20 protein-coding genes and 2 pseudogenes are annotated in these 19,233 nt (G+C 64.8%); 11 read left to right on the plus strand and 11 right to left on the minus strand.

Annotated features, from left to right (window positions below):
• Positions 1-6 precede the first annotated feature (6 nt).
• Positions 7-870 carry a PhnD/SsuA/transferrin family substrate-binding protein gene (locus D580_RS0102775; RefSeq protein ID WP_018952914.1) on the minus strand — a complete coding sequence of 288 codons (864 nt, stop codon included), beginning with the start codon at positions 868-870 and terminating at the stop codon, positions 7-9.
• A 346-nt stretch (positions 871-1,216) separates the two neighbouring features.
• Here D580_RS0102775 and D580_RS16035 point away from each other — a divergent pair, with 346 nt between their 5' ends.
• From D580_RS16035 to D580_RS15095, 6 genes are all read left to right on the plus strand, one after another.
• The gene (locus D580_RS16035) at positions 1,217-2,455 is read left to right on the plus strand and encodes a 4Fe-4S binding protein (RefSeq protein WP_081617226.1); all 1,239 of its coding nucleotides are present in this window, start codon (positions 1,217-1,219) and stop codon (positions 2,453-2,455) included.
• The gene (locus D580_RS0102785) at positions 2,442-4,934 is read left to right on the plus strand and encodes a molybdopterin-dependent oxidoreductase (protein WP_026289649.1); all 2,493 of its coding nucleotides are present in this window, start codon (positions 2,442-2,444) and stop codon (positions 4,932-4,934) included. Before D580_RS16035 ends, D580_RS0102785 begins: the two co-directional genes overlap by 14 nt.
• A 26-nt stretch (positions 4,935-4,960) precedes the next feature.
• Positions 4,961-5,713, plus strand: coding sequence for a 4Fe-4S dicluster domain-containing protein (locus D580_RS0102790; RefSeq protein WP_331270966.1), 753 nt, complete (start codon positions 4,961-4,963; stop codon positions 5,711-5,713).
• A 29-nt stretch (positions 5,714-5,742) separates the two neighbouring features.
• The gene (gene nrfD / locus D580_RS0102795; protein WP_018952918.1) at positions 5,743-6,915 is read left to right on the plus strand and encodes an NrfD/PsrC family molybdoenzyme membrane anchor subunit; all 1,173 of its coding nucleotides are present in this window, start codon (positions 5,743-5,745) and stop codon (positions 6,913-6,915) included.
• Positions 6,916-7,020: 105 nt separating this feature from the next.
• Complete coding sequence (locus D580_RS0102800) at positions 7,021-7,938, plus strand: TorD/DmsD family molecular chaperone (protein WP_018952919.1); 918 nt, start codon at positions 7,021-7,023, stop codon at positions 7,936-7,938.
• A gap of 44 nt (positions 7,939-7,982) precedes the next feature.
• Entirely contained in the window at positions 7,983-8,471 is a 489-nt protein-coding gene (locus D580_RS15095; protein WP_155999689.1) for an FKBP-type peptidyl-prolyl cis-trans isomerase, read from the plus strand.
• Between the two features lie 99 nt (positions 8,472-8,570).
• Here the strand turns inward: D580_RS15095 and D580_RS15100 are convergent.
• From D580_RS15100 to D580_RS15105, 3 genes and pseudogenes are all read right to left on the minus strand, one after another.
• Positions 8,571-9,119, minus strand: a pseudogene (locus tag D580_RS15100) (arsenic resistance protein); the annotation flags it as partial.
• Entirely contained in the window at positions 9,116-9,595 is a 480-nt protein-coding gene (locus tag D580_RS0102815) for an arsenate reductase ArsC (protein WP_018952922.1), read from the minus strand. The pseudogene D580_RS15100 and the gene D580_RS0102815, both read right to left, overlap by 4 nt.
• Positions 9,592-9,891 (minus strand): annotated as a pseudogene (locus D580_RS15105) (ArsR/SmtB family transcription factor); the annotation flags it as partial. The pseudogene D580_RS15105 and the gene D580_RS0102815, both read right to left, overlap by 4 nt.
• Positions 9,892-9,906: 15 nt before the next feature.
• Between D580_RS15105 and D580_RS15110 the strand changes: the two are divergent.
• Entirely contained in the window at positions 9,907-10,221 is a 315-nt protein-coding gene (locus D580_RS15110; protein ID WP_018952924.1) for a VOC family protein, read from the plus strand.
• Positions 10,222-10,304: 83 nt separating this feature from the next.
• Here the strand turns inward: D580_RS15110 and D580_RS0102830 are convergent, their stop codons facing one another.
• Complete coding sequence (locus D580_RS0102830) at positions 10,305-10,892, minus strand: histidine phosphatase family protein (RefSeq protein ID WP_018952925.1); 588 nt, start codon at positions 10,890-10,892, stop codon at positions 10,305-10,307.
• A 176-nt stretch (positions 10,893-11,068) separates the two neighbouring features.
• Between D580_RS0102830 and mobB the strand changes: the two genes are divergently transcribed.
• Positions 11,069-11,614 carry a molybdopterin-guanine dinucleotide biosynthesis protein MobB gene (gene mobB / locus D580_RS0102835; protein ID WP_018952926.1) on the plus strand — a complete coding sequence of 182 codons (546 nt, stop codon included), beginning with the start codon at positions 11,069-11,071 and terminating at the stop codon, positions 11,612-11,614.
• A gap of 19 nt (positions 11,615-11,633) precedes the next feature.
• Complete coding sequence (gene glp, locus D580_RS0102840; protein WP_026289650.1) at positions 11,634-12,902, plus strand: gephyrin-like molybdotransferase Glp; 1,269 nt, start codon at positions 11,634-11,636, stop codon at positions 12,900-12,902.
• 112 nt (positions 12,903-13,014) lie between these two features.
• On the opposite strand, the gene D580_RS0102845 is transcribed toward glp, so the two are convergent.
• The 4 genes from D580_RS0102845 to D580_RS0102860 form a co-directional block, all read right to left on the minus strand.
• Positions 13,015-13,395 carry a PilZ domain-containing protein gene (locus D580_RS0102845; RefSeq protein WP_018952928.1) on the minus strand — a complete coding sequence of 127 codons (381 nt, stop codon included), beginning with the start codon at positions 13,393-13,395 and terminating at the stop codon, positions 13,015-13,017.
• 34 nt (positions 13,396-13,429) lie between these two features.
• Positions 13,430-13,762, minus strand: a complete 333-nt coding sequence (locus D580_RS0102850) for a DUF2173 family protein (protein WP_018952929.1) — start codon at positions 13,760-13,762, stop codon at positions 13,430-13,432.
• 10 nt (positions 13,763-13,772) lie between these two features.
• A complete protein-coding gene (locus tag D580_RS0102855) occupies positions 13,773-14,111 on the minus strand; it encodes a DUF2173 family protein (RefSeq protein ID WP_026289651.1) in 339 nt (112 codons plus the stop codon).
• 70 nt (positions 14,112-14,181) lie between these two features.
• Positions 14,182-14,538 (minus strand): DUF2173 family protein, encoded by a 357-nt coding sequence (locus D580_RS0102860; RefSeq protein WP_026289652.1) that lies wholly within the window; start codon positions 14,536-14,538, stop codon positions 14,182-14,184.
• 256 nt (positions 14,539-14,794) lie between these two features.
• Between D580_RS0102860 and D580_RS0102865 the strand changes: the two genes are divergently transcribed.
• On the plus strand, positions 14,795-15,292 hold the full coding sequence (locus D580_RS0102865) for an RDD family protein (protein ID WP_018952932.1): 498 nt from the start codon (positions 14,795-14,797) through the stop codon (positions 15,290-15,292).
• Positions 15,293-15,374: 82 nt separating this feature from the next.
• Here the strand turns inward: D580_RS0102865 and lptG are convergent, their stop codons facing one another.
• Together lptG and lptF are read right to left on the minus strand one after the other, a co-directional pair.
• Positions 15,375-16,436 (minus strand): LPS export ABC transporter permease LptG, encoded by a 1,062-nt coding sequence (gene lptG, locus D580_RS0102870; RefSeq protein ID WP_018952933.1) that lies wholly within the window; start codon positions 16,434-16,436, stop codon positions 15,375-15,377.
• Positions 16,433-17,551, minus strand: coding sequence for an LPS export ABC transporter permease LptF (lptF, locus tag D580_RS0102875; protein ID WP_018952934.1), 1,119 nt, complete (start codon positions 17,549-17,551; stop codon positions 16,433-16,435). Before lptF ends, lptG begins: the two co-directional genes overlap by 4 nt.
• A gap of 169 nt (positions 17,552-17,720) precedes the next feature.
• Here lptF and D580_RS0102880 point away from each other — a divergent pair, with 169 nt between their 5' ends.
• The gene (locus tag D580_RS0102880; protein WP_018952935.1) at positions 17,721-19,211 is read left to right on the plus strand and encodes a leucyl aminopeptidase; all 1,491 of its coding nucleotides are present in this window, start codon (positions 17,721-17,723) and stop codon (positions 19,209-19,211) included.
• The last annotated feature ends 22 nt before the right edge of the window (positions 19,212-19,233 follow it).

Genomic DNA, 19,233 nt, shown 5'->3' on the forward strand with positions numbered 1-19,233 from the left:
CGCATCTCAGGACAACCCGGCCTGCTGCATCAAGGCGCGGATCCCTTCATACAAATCCTGATCAGGCGATGTGAAGGCATCCAGAAAGAGTTCATTCAGCAGTGCCCGGCCTGTGTCGGTTTCACTCATGGCCATGAGTACACACTTGAACTCCCGCAAAGCGAGGGCATCCAGGTCCTGCCGTGCCACGATGGGCGGAAAGCCGAAGGCGTCGGATCGCTGCACCACCCGGGTCCGGGAGGTGAGTTCGGGATGAAGCACCTCCAGGGCCTCCCAGACGTAGCTGTCCACGGCCCCCCCATCGGCCAAGCCGACCGCCACGGCCTCCACCACATTGCGATGTGACCAGGCGAAGAAACTGCGACGGAAGAAGAAGGCCGGATCTTTGCCATAGAGACGGATCTGAGCCTGTGGCACCAGCCAGCCTGAATTGGACAGCGGATCGGCGTAGGCAAAGACCCGTCCTTCCAGATCCGGCAACTCGCGGGTGCGGCGGTCCCGCTCACCCACGATCAGCAGGGATTGGTACTGCGGCCTGCCCCGATATAGGGGGGTGACCACAAGCTGCAGGCGTTCCCGGTGACGAACGTAGGGGTATCCGCACAGCCAGGCACAGTCCAGCCCGCCCGTCAGGAGCAACTCGGTGATCTCCCGGTAGCTGCTGCGCTGCACGAAAGCGACGGGGCGCTCCATCTGTCGTTCCAGATAGGCGCGCCAACGTTCCAGGAAGGCGAGTTGATCGTCCAGGAAGACCGGCGTAAGCCCGATGCGCAGACTGTCATGGCCGATCGCGGCTGCAACAGGGGCACCGCCCAGGAGACTGGCCCCCAGGCCCGCGGCCAGACCCCGCAGCAGGGTTCGTCGATTCATAACATGCGTGTTCCAGGTCCGATCGGCATCATGATTTTAGTTTATTGAGCTCATCGGCGCTGACACAACGCCGATCCTTGCCTTCCAGACCTGCGTTACCAGCTGGTAACCCGCAGCATCTCGCCAAGCCCGGACGTGTTACTGACCGGTAACACAGAACACCCTTCTGTAAGCCAGATGATCGCCGCAGTCCGGGAAAATCGGTCGCTGGCACGGTTCCCGCATAGCTCTCTCATACAAAGCCACAGGAGACAGGCAACGGCCATCTCCGAGGCACATAAAGAGGCAATCGACCCATGCCATTGGTCGGGAGTCATTGCCCCACCACTGGAGGAACCCACGCGTCATGGCGATCAGCGCCAAGCCCGTGTCTCGATATGCGCGTCTGTCCGACCATCCCGGGCCGTGGATCGACGCGGATGCCTGCCTGTCCGTTCGCTTCCCGGACACCGCCTGCCGGGCATGCCAGGACCGTTGTCCCGCAGACGTGCTGCGAGTGGATCATGAGGGTGTTCACCTGTCCGAGGGCTGCGTCCGCTGCGGCCGTTGCGCGGCTGGGTGCCCCACCCACGCCCTGTCCCTGCCCGGCTGGCGCCTGGATCTGCCGGCCTCTGCCCCGCCACGGCTGACCCTGGACTGCGCCAAGGTCCCGGACAGCCTGGGTGCACCGGATGCCTTGCGTGTCCCCTGTTTGGGGGGCATCCGTCCCAGCCGCCTGTTGCAATGGCTGCAGGACCATCCCACGGGACACATCACCCTGATGGATCGGGGATGGTGCGAAGACTGCGAGGCCGGCGGCTGCGACCATCCGGCAGGTGAAGCGGCACAGCGGGTCAACGATTGGCTGGGCCAAATGGGCGTTGACGGGGACCGCCATGTCCGGGTGGTACGCAGCCCCTTGCCCTCGCATCAAAGGCCTGCGCAAATCCCGGACCCGAATACCCGGCAGTCGGTCAGCCGCAGAGGCTTCCTGCGCCAGCTGGCCGGCCAGGTCGCCGTGGCCGTACAGGGCATGGACGCCCATCTGGAACAGACCGGGCCAGCCCCGCTTCGCGACGGATCCGCACGGATTCATCCCGCCGAACGGGTCGCCGTCCTGACACGCCTGTCCGCGATCGCGCCGGACAGGGCCCTGCCTGCCGAATTGTTCACCCGGGTTCACATCGATCAGCGTCGCTGCCATCACGATGCCCTGTGTGCCCGGGCCTGCCCGACCGCCGCCCTGGCCGAATGGCAGGGCGGCGGAGATGTCGGGATCCAGTTCGATCCCGCCCGTTGCATCGGCTGCGGCGAATGCCAGCGTCTCTGCCCGCAACAGGCCATCAGCCTGACGCCCGGCGACGACGAACCCTTGCCCATCCGGCCGCGCATCCTGAGCCGCCACGGCCAGCGCACCTGCGGCCACTGCCATTCTGCCTTCGTACCCAGAGAGGATCTCGAAGACGACGAGACACTACCCCTGTGTCCGGATTGCGGGAAATCACAAGGACTCATGCGACATGAGTTCAATCGGCTGTTCGGCCCGGGGAATGGGCCTGCGGCCATCCAAACCAAGCGAGGAGAGAGAGCGTATGAATGTCCTTAAGGCACTCATGTCACGCCGCCGGTTCCTGAAACTCAGCGGCGCCGCGGGCGTTGCGGGCGCCAGCGCGGCCAAGCTGGGCGGCTTCACAGCCGCCGGCACGGCCAGCAAACCCGCGGGCGCCCAGATCCGTGGCGAGACCCGGATCACCAAGAACATCTGCGCCCAGTGTCCCGCCCGCTGCGGGATTGACGTCTACACCACCAACGGCAGGGTCCATGCCATCTACGGCGACAGGGGCAACCCGATCGCCAACGGAAAGCTCTGTCCCAAGGGGCATCTGGGCACCTATTTCCTCTACGACCCCGACCGTTTCAAGGGCCCGATGAAGCGCACCAACCCGCGCAAGGGGCGCAACGAGGACCCGGGTTTTGTGCCCATTTCCTGGGACGAGGCCCTGGACACCGTGGCACAACGCATCAACCGCCTGCGCGAGGCGGGCGAGGCCCATCGATTCGCCCACTTCTACGGCCGGGGATGGGGCTCCTCCGACGCCGGCCTGTATGGAGACTTCGGCAAGCTCATCGGCACACCCAATTCCGCCATCGGCCATGCCTCCATCTGTGCCGAGGGCTCCAAGCGCGCGAAACGGGCCACCGACGGCAATGACTCCTACAACGCCTACGACTACCGCAACACCAACTACATCCTGTCTTTCGGTGCCTCCTTCCTGGAGGCCTTCCGGCCCTACAACTACCTGATGCAGGTCTGGGGCCACATGCGCAGCAAGAGCCCCATGACCCGGATCACCGCGGTAGACGTGCGCATGAACCCCACCCTGGCCGCCGCCGACCGAGCCCTCATGGTCAAGCCCGGCACCGACGGTGCACTGGCCCTGGCCATCGCCCACGTGATGCTGGTCGAGGGACTCTGGGAAAAGAGCTTCGTGGGTGATTTCCACGACGGACGCAACCGTTTCCGCACCGGCCAGCGTGTGGACGAGGACAGTTTCCACGAGAAATGGACCCACGGGCTGGTGCAATGGTGGAACGAGGAACTCAAGGACCGGACCCCCGAATGGGCCGAGCAGGTGACCGGGGTGCCGGCCCGGCAGACCGTGACCGTGGCCCGGGAGTTCGGCACCACGCGGCCCGCCATGGCCATCATGGAACGGGGCCCCACGGCCCACACCAACGGCGTCTACAACGGCATGGCGATCCATGCACTGAACGCCCTGTCCGGCGCCATGTTTGCCGAGGGTGGCCTGTTCTACCAGATGGGTGTGCCTTACGGTGCCCTGCCGGCCAATGCCGACGACTTCATGGACGACATCGCCCGCGGGATGGCCGGCAGGTATCCGCGCATCGATATGGCGCGCACGGAGCGCTGGCCTATGACCGGCCACATGATGCAGGAGACGGCCAGAAACCACGTGAAGGGGGATCCCTACAAGCTGGATACGGCCATGTTTTTCTACACCAACCCGGTGTGGACCGCGCCGGACACCGCCGACTGGGAAAAGATGCTGAGCGAGATCTTCGTGATCGACACCTCGCCTTTCCCCGGCGAGACCGCCATGTTCGCGGACCTGATCCTGCCGGACCATACCTATCTGGAGCGCCTGCAGGATTCCCCCACCTACCCCTTCGAGGGCTGGCCCATGACCGCGCTGCGGGTGCCCGCCATCGATCCCGTCTACGACACCAAGCACTTCGGTGACACGATCATCGAGATCGGCAAACGGATCAACGGCCCCACCGGCGAGTTCTACCGCCGGCTGGACAACGTGGAGAACTGTCTGCGCCACCGGGCCGAGGGTTTTCGCAACAATCCCGGCGACAACGGCGTGGTGGATTTCGAGACCTGGAAGGCCAAGGGCGTCTGGTACAAGAAGCCCTATCACTGGCGCCAGGTGCGGGGCGAGTTCTACGAGTGGGACGGCGAGGGCTACAACCGCCTCATGACACCCGAGCAGGTCAAGGACAGGCTACTGCGCACGCCATCCGGGAAATTCGAGTTCAAGTCCGGCTTCCTGGAGGGCCATGCGGACTACATCCACGCACAACTGGGCGTGGACCGGCGTCGGGTGGGCTATCCCCAGTGGCTGGAGCCGCGCCATACGGGCGGCAACCGCGACCTGCATTTCGTGACACCCAAGACCCCCCTGACCGCGGAAGGCCGGGGCGGCAACATCCCCCATGCAACCGCCCTGTTCCAGCCCAGCGTGGGCGGGCGGCGCACGGTCTATCTGGAGATCCATCCCCAGACAGCGCGGGCCAGGGGTATTCGCAACGGAGACCTGGTGAAGATCACCTCGGACCTGGGCAGCATCCACGCCTACTGTCGCTTCACCGCAGCGAACCGCCCCGACACGGTGGTCCTGCCCTACGAACACGGCCACTGGGCACAGGGCCGCTGGGCTACGGCGCAGGAGCGCAGCACACACCCCGGCAACCCCAGTGACATCACCGCCAACGTCTCGGACCCGATCTCCGGTCTTGCCTGTTACTACACGGGCAAAGTCACCGTCGAGCGGGCCTGAACCGGATCATCGAGAGGAGTTGAATCATGGCAAAGTGGGGAATGGTCATCGACCTGGACAAGTGCACCGGCTGCCAGGCCTGCACCACCGCCTGCGGCATGGAGAACAACACCCTGCCCGGGGAAAACTGGCAGGACGTGCTCTACTACACCGAGGGCGAATATCCCAGCGCCCAGATGAAGTGGCTGCCGCGGCCGTGCATGCAGTGTGAAAACCCGTCCTGCGTGCACGTCTGCCCGACTCGGGCCACCTACAAGGACATGGATGCCGGCGGCATCGTGTTCGTGGACTGGAACAAGTGCATCGGTTGCAAGTACTGCATGATCGCCTGTCCTTACGGCGTGCGCTTCTACACCGACGAATCACCGCTCCTGGAGCCGAATCTCACCAAGGTATTCCCCGGGCGGGACGGCCAGCAATGGAGTCCGCCCTATCAGAATCCCAACGTGGACTGGCGCCGCGGCATCGGCATCCAGCCCAAGGGCGTCGTCTCCAAGTGCACCTTCTGCTACCACAAGGTCAGCAAGGCCCCCGAGGGTGTCGCCGACCTGGACGAGGACAATCCGGAACTGGTGGAGTACGTGCCCGCCTGCGTGCGCACCTGCCCGCCCAAGGCCCGCTATTTCGGTGATCTGGACAACCCCGGCTCGAACGTCAACAAGCTCGTGGCCGATCGCAAGGGCGTGAGACTGCTGGACCACACCGGAAACCGTCCCCAGGTCTACTACCTGGGCTCCGGTGCCAGCATCCCGGCCTTCAGACCCGCGCCCAAGGCGTGAACCCAAACTCGGCATAAGGAGTTCTCATCATGAGCACACGCGCAGAAAGCGTACTCCCGGAACATTCCCCGGGCAGCCTGCCCATCGGCATCCTGTTGGCGGGCCTTGTTCTGGTGGCCATTGGGCTGGTCGGCGTCAGCAACCTGCTGACCCAGGGCCATTCCGCCTTCAACACCGGTAGCAGCGGTGTGGTGTGGGGCCTGCCGGTCTCGGCCTATGTGTTTTTCGTCCTGTCCTCCACGGGCCTGACCTTCGTGGCCTCGGTGGCCATGGTATTCGGCATCAAGGCCTTCTACCCCATCGCCAAGCGTTGCGTCTGGCTGGCACTGGCCACCCTCATCGCGGGGTTCATCTCGCTGGGTCTGGAGATCGGCCATCCGTTGCGCATGATCTGGGCCATCCCGCTGAACCTTCAGGTCCGCTCACCCATGTTCTGGATGGGCGCGTTCTACTTCCTGTACATGTTCTTTCTGATCTGGAAGTTCAGCTATCTGCAACGCAACGACTGGGACAGCCCCGCCAGCCGCAATGTCGGCATCGCCTCCTTCGTGACCGTGATCATCGCCCACGCCACCCTGGGCCTGGTCTTCGGCATGATGGCCATGCGACCCTTCTGGTACGGCTCCTTCGTGCCGGTGTACTTCCTGGCCACGGCGGCCCTCTCCGGGCTGGCCTTCGCCGTCCTGTTCACCTACCTGTCCCACGGCACGGACACCTCTCGCATGGAACCCACCCTCCGGGAACTGATGGAACGCTTCATCCCCAAGATCTTCGCCCTGGTGCTGGGCGTGGTGCTGGTGTTCCACTTGAGCCGGACCATCACCGGCCTGTGGAGCAACAACCCGGAGATCAGCCTGGTCATGGAATACCAGGTGGGCACCTGGCTGTTTCACCTGGAACTCTGGCTGGGCATGGTGCTGCCCTTCATCCTGCTGCTGCTTCCCGGCATGCGGGTCCAGCCCATGATCCAGGTGTTGAGCGCTGTGCTGGTGCTGATGGCGGTGTTCATCGGCCGGTATGAATACGTGGTCGGTGGGCAGATCATTCCGCTCTGGAAGGGCACCTGGTATCCGGACTTCATTGCCTACACCCCCTCCTTCACCGAATGGGGCCTGGTGGCGCTGGGGGGCGGAATAGGCCTGCTGATCTACGCCTTCGGTTCCTGGAAATTCAACCTGCGGGAACAACCCAGGCACCTGTGATGCGCCGAGCCCTGTGCCCGGGTGCGTGAACACCCTCCCCTGGACCCCGGCGTCCGGCTGACCCGGGGTCATTTTTCATGGCAGCGGCTGCCATGAGGAGCGACGATGAATCACATGACCATGGCGACCCGCCTGGAATCACCGACCCCTGAGATCCTCCAGGCAATGGCCGAGTTGTGCCTGTGTCTGGGCAACGCCTTCCTGCCGCCCCGTGATGCGGATTTCAGGCTCGGCATGATCGATGCCCTGTGCGACGACCTGCGGGAACTGGACGGGATTCTGGCATTCGCCGGGCCCGGCCAGATCGAGCATCTGAGCGAACGGCTGCGCAGTCTGCCCCCGGAACAGGAAGACCTGCTGCGCATCTACAGCCGTCTGTTTCTGTCCCCGCCCACACCCGCCACTCTGAATGCCGGCGTGTTCCTGGACGGCAATATCATGGGACAGGCCGCTCTGGGCATGGAGTCCCTGTACCAGAAGTACCAGCTGGCCAAGGACAGCGGGTTTCGTGACCTGCCGGACCACCTGTCGCTGCAATTGCAGTTCATCGCCTATCTGCTTGCCCTGCCCGTGGAGAAAGATGCCCCTGGAGATGCGCTGTTGGATGCCAGCGAGTTCATCTCGGCCTACATGACCCCCTGGCTGCCTGCCCTGGCCGAACAGTGTGCGAGGGCCGAGCATGACCACCACCTGCCGGACATCTACAGCCGGCTGGCCGAACTGGTGCATCGGGCTCTGGATCGCATCCGGCCCGATCTTCCCCTGCCCCGCGCGGCAGGCGTCGTCCAGGCCGGAGCAGACCTGCACAGACCGACCATGGAGCCCCCCCAGGGCGAGCCCGTCGCCTGCTGTCGGTGCGGCAAACCCTTCCTGGTGGACAATGAACTCTCCAACCTGATCTCCAGGCTGACATCCCAGGGACTCGATGCGAGCCACCTCAGCGTCTGCGCGCAATGCAGGACCGGATCCCTGGGTCTGCATCCCATGACACCGCCCCAGGCCAAGAAACCCGGCAGGGGATGATGTCCGTCCCGGGCAGGATCCTGTTCCTGCGGAGGAACACACCCATGAAGATCGAGACCGGATCCCTGGTCACCCTGACTTGCCACGTGAGCGACGACGAGACGGGGGAGGACCTGCACCCGATATTGAACCTCGATCCCGGAGAGACCCTGCGCTATTTACACGGCAAGACGACGCCTCCCGTGCCCGGATTGGCTCAGGCCCTGCAAGGACTGGAGGCAGGTTTCGAGGGCGTGGTAACCATACCACCGGTCCTGGCCTTCGGTGATTACCGTCCCGAACTGGTCTTCGAGGCAGTCCGGGAGAATCTGCCCGATGTGCCGCTGGAACCGGGACAGCCCCTGTATACCCGGGGACAAACCGGTGTATTCAGCCTGCGTGTGGTGCGGCTCACGGACAAAGGTGCGATTCTGGATGGCAACCATCCCCTGGCTGGGCGCACCCTGAGAATGACGGTCAAAATCATGGAGGTGCGGATGGCAACTCCCGAGGAACTCCGCACAGCACATGGGCAAGAGACCCTGGATGCCTGAACAGGGACGAACACGTCCTTCCTGCCGCTGTGATCACTGCCGAGACGGCACCAGCAACACCAGCCGCCTCGCGCTGCGGCAGAGTGCCTCGGCGGTACTGCCCAGCAGCAGCACCACGATGGGCGCGAAGGCGAATAGCATGATGATGTCGTTCACCGCCACCTGCACCAGGGTGTAGGCGGCATCGCCGCGAGTCAGGTAGCTCCACACGAAGACCATGGCGGTACAGGGCGCGGCGCCCAGCAGGATCGCCCCTGCCAGGTACTCGCGGCCCAGATCCTCGGGGATCCATGGAGCGAACACCACCATGAGAAAGAACCAGGCGATGGCGAACATGGTGAAGGGCTTGATCAGCCAGTTGACCGTGGTGGTGATGCCGAGCCCCCTGGGCTCCCGGCGTACCCCCAGGATGGCGGAGAAATCGATCTGCACCATCATGGGATAGATCATGGCCCAGATGAGGATCGCCACCGGGATGGACACCGAGGCGTACTCCCAGCGCGCCAGGGTCTCGGGCACCACCGGTAAGAGCTGCCCCAGGGCCACGCCCGCGATGATGCACAGGGCGACCCACACGGTCAGGTAACGTTCGAAGAACCCCATGCCTTCACTGGGGGAGATCTCGGCTGTGTCAGCGGCTCGGTTCATACGTCCATACCTCCGACGCGCTCCAGTTCCGATTCAAGACGATGAGGATCCCGCTCCAGCTCATCCAGGGGCAGTGCCAGCAGCGCCTCGATGCGACGGCGCAGAATCCGGTAGGCCCGTTCGAAGGCCGCCTCGATCTCGGCCTCGCTGCCCATGGCCCTGGCGGGGTCATCCATACCCCAGTGGACCCTGAGGACAGGCCCCAAATACGCGGGACAGGCCTCACCAGCCGCATCCGCACACGTGGTGATGATGATGTCCGGTGTTTCCGGCAAGGTGTCCCAGGACTTGGTGTACAGACCTTCCGTGGAGATGCCCTCCCGTTTCAGCAGAGCCAGCGCACGGGGGTTGACCTGGTCCGCAGGTTGACTGCCGGCACTCAGGGCGCGCCACCCCGGCGGCGCCAGGTGGTTGAACACCGCCTCGGCGAGGATGGAACGGCAGGAATTGCCGGTGCACAGATACAGGATATTCATGGCTTGACCGCTTCGGGGCCGGCTGCGGCACAAGCGCCGCCGACACAGCCCGACAGTTCGGACAGATCGGTGCACTCCTCCGGGTGCCCGGCACAGCATTCCTCGGTGAGGTAGGCCACCAGATCGAGCATCGCGGGAAGATTGGCCCGGTAGCGCTGGTAGCGTCCCTCCTGGGTGACCGACAGCAGGCCCGCCCGGGTCAGGGTCTTGAGATGGAAGGACAGATTGGTGGGCGGCAGGTCCAGCGCGGCTGATATCTCCCCGGCCACCATGCCTTCCGGCCCCTGGCGTACCAATGGACCCACCGCTACGTGACCTTCCTGCGGTCCGACACCCATACCAACTTCGTGCTGTTGGTGAGCGATGATCTGACCCTGCACCACGACACCCTGTACCACCTGGGGATGGGCGTCGCCGGCAAGGCCGAGGTCATCGAGGCCTACCGCTCCGCACTGGAGAATGGCTTCCACGTGGAGAAACCGCCGCGCACCACCTGGCGGGGAACGCCGCTGCACGAACTCTGGCTCAAGGACCCGGACGGCACCCTGATCGAGATCTATGCCCTGCTGACGGATGAGGAACTGGCGCAGATGCCCGCTGATCAGGAGCCGGTATTCCTGGTGTAATGGGAAGAAAAAACTGACCGCGAAGGGCGCAATGGTCCCGCCCTTCGCGTTCCAATCTCGACTGGTGAGGACCAATCAGTCAATCACTGATAGTCATCGACTGCGATCACACCCAGCACCTCGAACATGCCGGTGCCATCGGGCTGCAGGATCACCAGGCTGCCCGCCTCCACGTTCTGGAAGGTGATGGTGTTGATGTTGGGGCGGTGCGAGACCATGAAGAGGTTGCCCTCACCGCTGAAGCCGCCGATGCGGTCACGCACGTCTTCCATGAGGAAGTCCGCATCCGCCGCCGGCATGGCATTGACCAGGTTCAGGGCATTCCAGGCCTCCACCTCACCGAAGGCCAGTTCGGCCGTCTCCCGGGCCCGGCAGAACTCGCTGCTCAGCACGCCGGCCACCTGTATGCCGTGCTTTTCAATGGCGGCCTTCAGCTGCCGCGCCTGCTCGCGACCTTCGTCGGTGAGATTGACCTCCTGGCTGCAATCCCCCGGGGCCAGGCGCATGGAACGCTCAGCCTCCGCCTCCTCGGAGACGGTGTGGCGGATCATCACCACCTTGCCGCCCTCTTTCAGACTGGTCCACAGGGCTTCGTCTGCCAGGGCAAGGTTGCCGACCAGGGACAGGGAAAACATCAGGGTCGCAGTGCCGATCAACTGTCTGATACGCATTCGGGTCTTTCCTCTTCCAAGAATGATGGTCGCATGCCGGCCTGTGGGTTGTTTTCCTTGAAACCAGCCGGTCTGTGATGTCCTGACCTTAGTTTATCGTTATCCTTGCCCGGTGTAATGACATCGGTCAGCTATCGCGACGAACACGGACCTATCCACCCAGAGACAGGCACATCATGGCCCAGGAAGTCACCACCCGCGTCGAGCACGCACTCCCAGTACTCGGCTTCGCTGCCTACAGCGGCACCGGCAAGACCACCCTGCTGACACAACTCATTCCCATGCTGCGGGAACAGGGCCTGCGCATCAGCATGGTCAAGCACGCCCATCACGACTTCGACGTGGACAAGCCGGGCAAGGACAGCTACGAACTGCGCAAGGCGGGGGCCGCTCAGATGCTGATCGCATCGGACCGGCGCATGGCGCTGATGACCGAGTTCGATCCGCCCGCCGATCCGCGCCTGAAGGATCTGCTGGCACAACTGGATCCGCAACGCGCCGACCTGGTGCTGGTGGAGGGTTTCAAGCATGAACACTTTCCAAAGATCGAACTGCACCGACCGAGCCTCGGCAAGCCGCTGATGTTCCCCGAAGACACGGACATCATCGCCGTGGCCTGCGACGCGCCCCTGGACCGGGACTGTGACCGTCCGCTGCTGGATCTGAACGACCTCGGGGCGATCCGGGACTTTGTTCTACAATGGCACCGCGAACTGACCTGACCCACCCAGACGACCTGCCATGACCGAGACCAGAACCCAACCCGCCCCGTCCTGTATGGACGAGTTCGATCCCCACTCCCAGACCGTGGAGCAGGCCCTGGCCAACATCCAGGCCCTGTGCCGGCCCGTGACGGGCAGCGAGCGGGTCCTGCTGCGCGACGCTTTGGACCGGGTCCTGGCCCGGGATGTGCTCGCCGCCCTGGACGTGCCGCCGGAACGCAATGCAGCCATGGACGGCTATGCCTTCGCCGCCAGTGAGCTCATGGCGCAGGCGCCAATACGGCTGCGGGTTGTCGGTCAGTCCCTGGCGGGCCACCCCTATCCGGGCACGGTCAGGTCCGGCGAGTGCGTGCGCATCATGACCGGGGCGGTGGTCCCGGAGGGCGCGGATACGGTGGTGATGCAGGAACGGGTGAGCGTCGAGGGAGACCAGGTCACGCTGCTGGCCGACACCCAGGCGGGCGACAACGTGCGCCTGCCCGGTCAGGACGTGAAGCGGGGCGATGTGGTGCTCGCGGCCGGGCGGCGGGTGAACGCCGCAGACCTGGGCCTGCTGGCCTCCCAGGGCATCGCCGAGGTGGACGTGCGCCGGCGTCCGGTGGTGGCCTATTTCTCCACCGGCGACGAGCTCTGCGGCATCGGTCAGCCCCTGGGGCCCGGACAGATCTACGACAGTAACCGGCACACCCTCTACGCCCTGCTCAGGCGCCTGGACGTGGAGATCCGCGACCTGGGCGTGATCCCCGACCGGCCCGAGGCCATCCTGCAGGCCTTCCAGGAGGCCCGGGACATGGCGGACATGGTGATCACCACCGGCGGTGTGTCGGTGGGGGATGCGGACTTCGTCAAGCAGACCCTGGAAAACCTGGGGCGCATCGATTTCTGGAAGATCGCCATGAAGCCCGGCCGGCCGCTCGCCTTCGGCAGCCTGGGCAAGGCCGTGTTCTTCGGCCTGCCCGGCAACCCGGTGTCCACCATGGCCACCTTCATCCTGTTCGTGCGCCCTGCCCTGCAGCAGCTCATGGGCATGGCGCCCGTGGCGCCGCTCACGGTACGCGCCCGCTGCGAAAACCGCCTGCGCAAGGTGCCGGGCCGCACCGACTACCAGCGGGGCATCCTGTCCCGGGACGCGCACGGCGAACTGGTGGTAGGCACCACGGGCCTGCAGGGCTCCCACGTGCTCAGTTCCATGAGCAGGGCCAATGCCTTCATCGTCATTCCCCGGGAAGCGGGGGACGTGGAGGCGGGTGAGATGGTGGAGGTGATGCCGCTGGAGGGGCACCTTTGAGGCTGATTCAAAATTCAAGATTCAAAATTCAAAGATGGGCATGTTTTCCCTTTGAATCTTGAATCTTGAATCTTGAATCTTGAATCTTGAATCTTGAATTTTGAATCTTGAATTAGCTCTCAAACAGCGCCGCCAGGTCCCTGTGCAGCAGCTCGTCATCGCCCAGGTTCAGTTCCACCAGGCGCTTGAGATGCTGGGCGCTGTCCAGGTCCAGGCGCTCGACCGCCAGTCCCAGCTCACTGCCGGTGACCCGTGCGATGCGGGTGTCGAGATGGATGTCCAGGTCCGGGGAGAGGGGCACACGCAGCCGGCAGTGACTGCCTTCCAGTGCCGTGTTGCCCTGCACATCGCTTTCGAGGTTCACCAGGGCGCCATGCAGGGAGAGGTCCAGCAATCGCACCCGATGCTCACGGCCGTCACATTCGAAATAGGCCACGCCCTCGAAGCTGATGCGGTGGAAATGGCGTCGTTCGCTGCTGTCGGATTGCGTCACTAGTGGCTTCCTCTGACATCAGGCCCTGGATGGTTCAGAAATGCGACACATCGTCCAGTTCACGCATGACCTCGTTGAGTGAGACCTCGCCGTTGGCCACCAGACAGGCCACGCTGCCGATGCAGCAGGCGGAGTGGGTGCGCCCGCGCACGATCCAGCCCCGGGGCGGCGTCCAGCCCGGCAGGCGGGTGAACATGGAGAACTGATCGGCATTGCCCTGGGTGAAGCGCTTGTAATCATGAGCGAAGCGGGCCAGCCGTTGCATGTTCTGGGCGTCCAGCAAACCATACCCCTCTACGAACTGGCCGTCATCCCTGAATCGCACCACCACCATCACTCCGTCCAGGGCGAGCAGACGCTTGATCATGGCGCGTCCCTCAACCGGCCAGGGCGGCGTAGGCGGCTTCGATGTCGCCCTTGTCGTTGCGCAGCACCACGCCCCGGTGACCGTTGACCACGGCGGTCCAGTCCATGCCAATCAGGGTGAAGCCCTCGATGGGATAGAAGCCATTCATGCCCGTGAGCCCCTCCCAGCCCCGCGCCTGCATGGAGGCGAGCGAGATGTTGGCCACGCAGACATGGCTCAGCATGTCCAGGGCGATCTCGTCCATCTCGGCGCCCGGGGCGATCTGATGGCTGACCAGTTCGCCCTGATCGGTGAACTGGAACGCGGCGATGGCGCCGGACAGGGTCATGAGCGAAGACAATTCCTGCATGTAAGGACCTCCCGTGGAGTGGCAGAGACAGGGGACTCCGGGTCGCCCCGGTGCATGGCGTTCGAATCCTTCAGATCATCTCCCGTGAGGCGTGATCCAGGGATGCGTGCATGAGCTTGAGGATGCGGTTCATGGAACCCGCCGTGTTGTCCGCGAAGCAGAACACGTTGGCCATGACGCAGACGCTGAAATCGGGACCCCGGACCGCCCAGCCCCGGGAGGGCACCAGGCCGCAGCCGGGACAGAAGACCCCCAGCATGTCGCACTCCATGTGCACACCCATGTGGGTGGCGCGGCACATGATCGAGGCCATGCGCGCCATCTCCGGTGTCATCTGTCCTTCGTAGGAGAACCGGTCGCCCCGGTAGGAATACTCCCCCGCCGCCAGGACACCCGGCAGCCCCATGAGATCGCCAATCAACCCCATGACTCGTCCCTCCCCCTGTGTGCCTGTCCCTGCACCGTCCGGAGCGTGGTGCCTCCGGGGCGACGCGGCCCCGGGACACTCTGGGTATAATCTGCGCTCCAAAGCCCCTGGATCGGGGCCGCGATGCGGTTATTGAACCTGCTTGCAACAAGTCTTTAACACAGGTTCTGGCATCGCGCCATGAAATCCATAGGTTTCATTGAAAAAATTGATGGGGTTCCCGAAGGCGGGCCCCCGAGTTCTTATCGGAGCCTCCATGTCTGCTGACGCCCCACTCGTCACCCCGGTCGGACTGCCGCGCCGTTTCGGCGCCATGCTCTACGACGGCCTGCTGCTCATCGCCCTGCTCATGGTGGCGGAGTTCCTGATCGTGGCGCCCTTCGCCATCACCGAGGAACATCCCCTGTTCATGGCCATTCACCTGTACGTCCCCCTGCTCGCCTTCGCCTTCCTGGGCTGGTTCTGGACCCGCCCTGCCGGCCAGACCTTAGGGATGCAGGCCTGGCATGTGCGTCTGGTGGACATGGACGGCGGCCGGGCGGACTGGCGGCAGGCGGCGATCCGTTTCACCGTGGCCCTGGCCCAGTGGATCGTGGTGCTGGCGGCCATCGCACTCTATGTCAAAGGCTGGTGGCTGGCCGCCCTGCCCCTGGCCGGACTGGTGATGGTCGGCCTGATGCTGGCACGGCGGGACCCGCAACGGCTGATGCTGCACGACAGGCTGTCGGGGACGCGGCTGGTGAGGGTAAAATGAATTCAAAATTCAAGATTCAAAATTCAAAGCAAAACTGCCAACCCCTTTGAATTTTGAATCTTGAATTTTGAATGAATTGACGTCACCTGACCCGCCTCAGCGCCAGCATCGCCACGGCGAAGAAAATCAGGGTGGGCAGGGTGGCGCTGAGCATGGGCGGCAGGCCGTAGACCAGGCCCATGTGGTTGAGGGTGCGGTTGAGCAGGTGAAAGCCTACGCCGATGAGCAGGCCGATGAACAGCCGCTGGCCGGCGCCTCCGGTGCGCAGGGAGCCGAACACGAAGGGTACCGCCAGCAGGAGCATCACCAGACTGGACAGGGGCGTCGTGAAGCGCATCCAGAAGGCCAGTTCGAAGTGGGCCGAATCCAGGTCGTTCTCGCGCAGGTAGGTCACGTACTGGGCCAGGGTGGTGGCCGCCATCTGGCGCGGCTCGACGGCCAGCACGTTGAACAGCTCGGGGGCCAGCAGCCGGGGCCAGCGTTCCTCGTCCACGTGCTCAGCATGCACGCCTGCCTCGTTCAAACGGCTGCGCTCGATGTTCTTGAGGATCCAGGTGCCGTCCTGGTACCGGGCCGAGGCAGCCCGCAGCATGGAGCTCAAGCGCCGCTCCGCGTCCAGTTCGTAGATGCTCAGGTCCAGCAGCCGCAGGTCCGGCATCACCGCGCCCACCTGGATGAATCGCTGCCCGTCCTTGGCCCACAGACCGGCCGACCCCCGGTACATCTCCTCGCCGCTGGCCTGGCTCTTGATGGTCTGGGCACGCTGTTCGCTCACCGGCGCCACCGCCTCGCCCAGCAGGACCACCACCACCAGCATCATCAGACCCGCGCGCAGCACCGAGCGCACGATGCCCGCGATGGGCACGCCGGCGGCGCGCATGGCGGTCAGTTCGCTGTTGGCGGCCAGGGCGCCCAGGCTCAGCAGGCTGCCCAGCAGCACGCTGGTGGGGAACAGTTCGTAGACCCGCCTGGGCACCGTCAGCGCCGTGTACACCACCGCCTGGATCAGGCCGTAATCATTGCGCCCGATCTCGTCCAGCTCCGCGATGAAGGCGAACAGGGTGTCGAGCCCGCCCAGCACCAGCATGGCCAGCAGAGTGCCGCCCATGACATTACGGGCGATGTAGGCGTCCAGACGCTTCATGCCAGGGCCTCGCGACGTCCGCGACGCCGGCCGATCCCCCGCTGACGCCACAGCAGCACCAGGATCAGCGCCAGCAGCAGGCCGTGCACCCACCACATGCCAAGCCAGGCGGGGGTCTGACCCGAGGCGAACCAGGACTTCGACAGGATCAGGAAATTGGCGTAGAGGATGTAGACGCCGATGGCGGCGGTGAGCTTGCCGTAGCGCCCCGAGCGAGGATTGTTGGTGTGGGACAGGGGCAGTGCCAGGGCCGCCAGCAGCACCATGGACACGGGCATGGCGATGCGCCAGTGCAGCTCGGCGCGGTGGCTCAGACTCGTGGATCGCCAGAGCTCGGAGGTGGGCAGGCTGTCCACCTTGCCGCGCCGGGCGGAACCGGTGGGATCCGGCACGCGCACGCCGTGGGTCTCGAAGGCGAGGATATGAAATTCCTGGCTGCCCGGTTCACCCCGGTAGCGGTAACCGTCATGGAGCACCAGGTAGCGCTGGCCGGTCAGCGGGTCCACCCGGGTCTCCCCCCGGCGCGCCGTCACCACCTCGTCGCCCTCGGGTCCCCGGGAGCGGATGAACACGCCGCGCATGGCGTTGCCGTCCCCGGCCAGGCCCTCGATGAAGAACACCTGGCCGGTGGCCCTGGACTCGGTGAACCGCCCGGGCGCGATGCCCACCAGGTCCGAGCGCTGCTCCGCGTCGATGCGGATCTGGTCGATGCCCTGGGAGGCCAGGGGAGAACCCCAGAACACCAGAACCGTGAGCAGCACCACCAGCGGCGCGGTCATCCACACGATGGCGCTGTAGATCTGCTCGGGCCCGACCCCGCAGGCCTTCATGGCCGCCATCTCGCTGTCCTTGTAGAGCCGCCCCAGGCTCAGCATCAGGGCCAGGAACAGGGACACCGGCAGCAGCAGGATCAGGCCGCGCACGGAGCCCAGGGCCACCATGGGCAGCAGCACATCGGCAGGGATGCGCCCCTCGGCGGCCTCGCGCAGCATACGCGCCACGGTACCGCCCACGATGATGAGCAGCAGCACCAGGGTCACCGCCGCCTGGGTCAGCAGCACCTCCCTGACCATGTAGCGGGTCAGGATGCTGGGCCGCAACCGGCCGCCGAGCATGCCTGCTGACTGGCTCAAGCACACCCCCGTTGCAGCTCGAAACGGCTGCGGCCGGTGATCCGCCATGGTGATGCACAGGGAACTTTCATAGAATGATCGGACCTCATTGAGCGAGCCGGCGGTCTAGCGCCGAAGCCGCGAAACCCCACCAGCATACCCGAGGAACGGCATGGAATTTTCAGTCAAGAGTGGCAATCCGGAAAAACAGCGCAGCGCCTGCGTGGTCGTGGGCGTATTCGACCGACGCAAGCTGTCCTCCGCCGCCCGCGTCCTGGACAAGGCCAGCGGCGGGGCCCTGTCCACCATCCTGCGCCGCGGCGACATGGATGGCGAGAAGGGCCAGACCCTGTGGCTGTACAACCTGCCCAACACCCTGTGCGAGCGCGTCCTGCTGGTGGGCTGCGGCAAGGAACGGGACTTCGACGAACCCGCCTTCCGCAGCGTCATCGCCACCGTGGCCCAGACGGTCAACAAGAGCGGCGCCGTGGAAGCGGTGAATTATCTCACGGATCTGCCGGTGAAGGGTCGCGACACCCTGTGGAAAATCAGCCAGGCAGTGACGATCACCCAGGACAGCCTCTACAGCTTCCAGCAGCTCAAGAGCAAGAAGGAGGACACCCAGCGCCCCCTCAAGCGCATCATCCTGAGCGTACCCTCCCGCTCCGACCTGCTACCCGGCGAGGAGGCAGTGCGCGTGGCCACGGCCATCAGCGTGGGCACCAAGCTCACCCGGGACCTCGCCAACCTGCCCGGCAACATCTGCAACCCCACCTACCTGGCCGAACAGGCCCTGCAGCTCAAGAAGACCTACAAGGGTCTCAAGGTGGAAGTCCTCGAAGAAGCGGACATGGAAAAGCTGGGCATGGGTGCCCTGCTCTCGGTCTCCCGGGGCAGCGAGCAGCCCGCCAAGCTGATCACCCTGGAATACCGGGGTGGCAAGAAGGACGCCAAGCCCGTGGTGCTGGTCGGCAAGGGCATCACCTTCGACACCGGCGGCATCTCCCTCAAGCCCGGTGCCGAGATGGACGAGATGAAGTTCGACATGTGCGGTGCCGCCAGCGTGCTCGGTGTGATGAAGGCCGTGGCCGAGATGATGCTGCCCATCAACCTGGTGGGCGTGGTGGCCGCCGCCGAGAACATGCCCGACGGCAAGGCCACCCGGCCCGGCGACGTGGTCACCAGCATGTCCGGCCAGACCATCGAGATCCTCAATACCGACGCCGAGGGCCGGCTGGTGCTCTGCGACGCCCTCTCCTACGTGGAGCGCTTCGACCCGGACGTGGTGATCGACATCGCCACCCTGACCGGCGCCTGCATCATCGCCCTGGGCCACCAGGCCACGGGCCTGCTGAGCAACCACAGCCCGCTGGCCAATGACCTGCTCGGCGCCGGCAAGCAGAGCTACGACAGGGCCTGGGAACTGCCCCTGTGGGACGAGTACCAGGAGCAGCTCAAGAGCAACTTCGCCGACATGGCCAACATCGGCGGCCGCCCCGCCGGCACCATCACCGCCGCCTGCTTCCTGTCGCGCTTCACCAAGAAGTACAAGTGGGCGCACCTGGACATCGCCGGCGTGGCCTGGAAGAGCGGCAAGGAAAAAGGCGCCACCGGCCGCCCCGTCCCCCTGCTGATGCAGTACCTGCTCAACAAGGCAGCCTGAGACCTCCTTGCCACTCGCCACT

The sequence above is a fragment of the Thioalkalivibrio sulfidiphilus genome, from assembly GCF_000377945.1.
GTDB classification, from domain to species: domain Bacteria; phylum Pseudomonadota; class Gammaproteobacteria; order Ectothiorhodospirales; family Ectothiorhodospiraceae; genus Thioalkalivibrio_A; species Thioalkalivibrio_A sulfidiphilus_A.

What these genes read in the sequence shown, in the direction of transcription:
- D580_RS0102790 (WP_331270966.1), top strand. Translation starts at nt 4,961, where the DNA reads ATGGCAAAGTGGGGAATGGTCATCGACCTGGACAAGTGCACCGGCTGC.
- D580_RS0102815 (WP_018952922.1), bottom strand. Translation starts at nt 9,595, where the DNA reads ATGAATATCCTGTATCTGTGCACCGGCAATTCCTGCCGTTCCATCCTC.
- D580_RS0102855 (WP_026289651.1), bottom strand. Translation starts at nt 14,111, where the DNA reads ATGCAGGAATTGTCTTCGCTCATGACCCTGTCCGGCGCCATCGCCGCG.
- D580_RS0102800 (WP_018952919.1), top strand. Translation starts at nt 7,021, where the DNA reads ATGAATCACATGACCATGGCGACCCGCCTGGAATCACCGACCCCTGAG.
- D580_RS0102850 (WP_018952929.1), bottom strand. Translation starts at nt 13,762, where the DNA reads ATGATCAAGCGTCTGCTCGCCCTGGACGGAGTGATGGTGGTGGTGCGA.
- D580_RS0102860 (WP_026289652.1), bottom strand. Translation starts at nt 14,538, where the DNA reads ATGGGGTTGATTGGCGATCTCATGGGGCTGCCGGGTGTCCTGGCGGCG.
- lptG (WP_018952933.1), bottom strand. Translation starts at nt 16,436, where the DNA reads ATGAAGCGTCTGGACGCCTACATCGCCCGTAATGTCATGGGCGGCACT.
- mobB (WP_018952926.1), top strand. Translation starts at nt 11,069, where the DNA reads ATGGCCCAGGAAGTCACCACCCGCGTCGAGCACGCACTCCCAGTACTC.
- glp (WP_026289650.1), top strand. Translation starts at nt 11,634, where the DNA reads ATGACCGAGACCAGAACCCAACCCGCCCCGTCCTGTATGGACGAGTTC.
- D580_RS16035 (WP_081617226.1), top strand. Translation starts at nt 1,217, where the DNA reads ATGGCGATCAGCGCCAAGCCCGTGTCTCGATATGCGCGTCTGTCCGAC.
- nrfD (WP_018952918.1), top strand. Translation starts at nt 5,743, where the DNA reads ATGAGCACACGCGCAGAAAGCGTACTCCCGGAACATTCCCCGGGCAGC.
- D580_RS0102785 (WP_026289649.1), top strand. Translation starts at nt 2,442, where the DNA reads ATGAATGTCCTTAAGGCACTCATGTCACGCCGCCGGTTCCTGAAACTC.
- lptF (WP_018952934.1), bottom strand. Translation starts at nt 17,551, where the DNA reads ATGCTCGGCGGCCGGTTGCGGCCCAGCATCCTGACCCGCTACATGGTC.
- D580_RS15095 (WP_155999689.1), top strand. Translation starts at nt 7,983, where the DNA reads ATGAAGATCGAGACCGGATCCCTGGTCACCCTGACTTGCCACGTGAGC.
- D580_RS0102880 (WP_018952935.1), top strand. Translation starts at nt 17,721, where the DNA reads ATGGAATTTTCAGTCAAGAGTGGCAATCCGGAAAAACAGCGCAGCGCC.
- D580_RS0102775 (WP_018952914.1), bottom strand. Translation starts at nt 870, where the DNA reads ATGAATCGACGAACCCTGCTGCGGGGTCTGGCCGCGGGCCTGGGGGCC.
- D580_RS0102865 (WP_018952932.1), top strand. Translation starts at nt 14,795, where the DNA reads ATGTCTGCTGACGCCCCACTCGTCACCCCGGTCGGACTGCCGCGCCGT.
- D580_RS0102830 (WP_018952925.1), bottom strand. Translation starts at nt 10,892, where the DNA reads ATGCGTATCAGACAGTTGATCGGCACTGCGACCCTGATGTTTTCCCTG.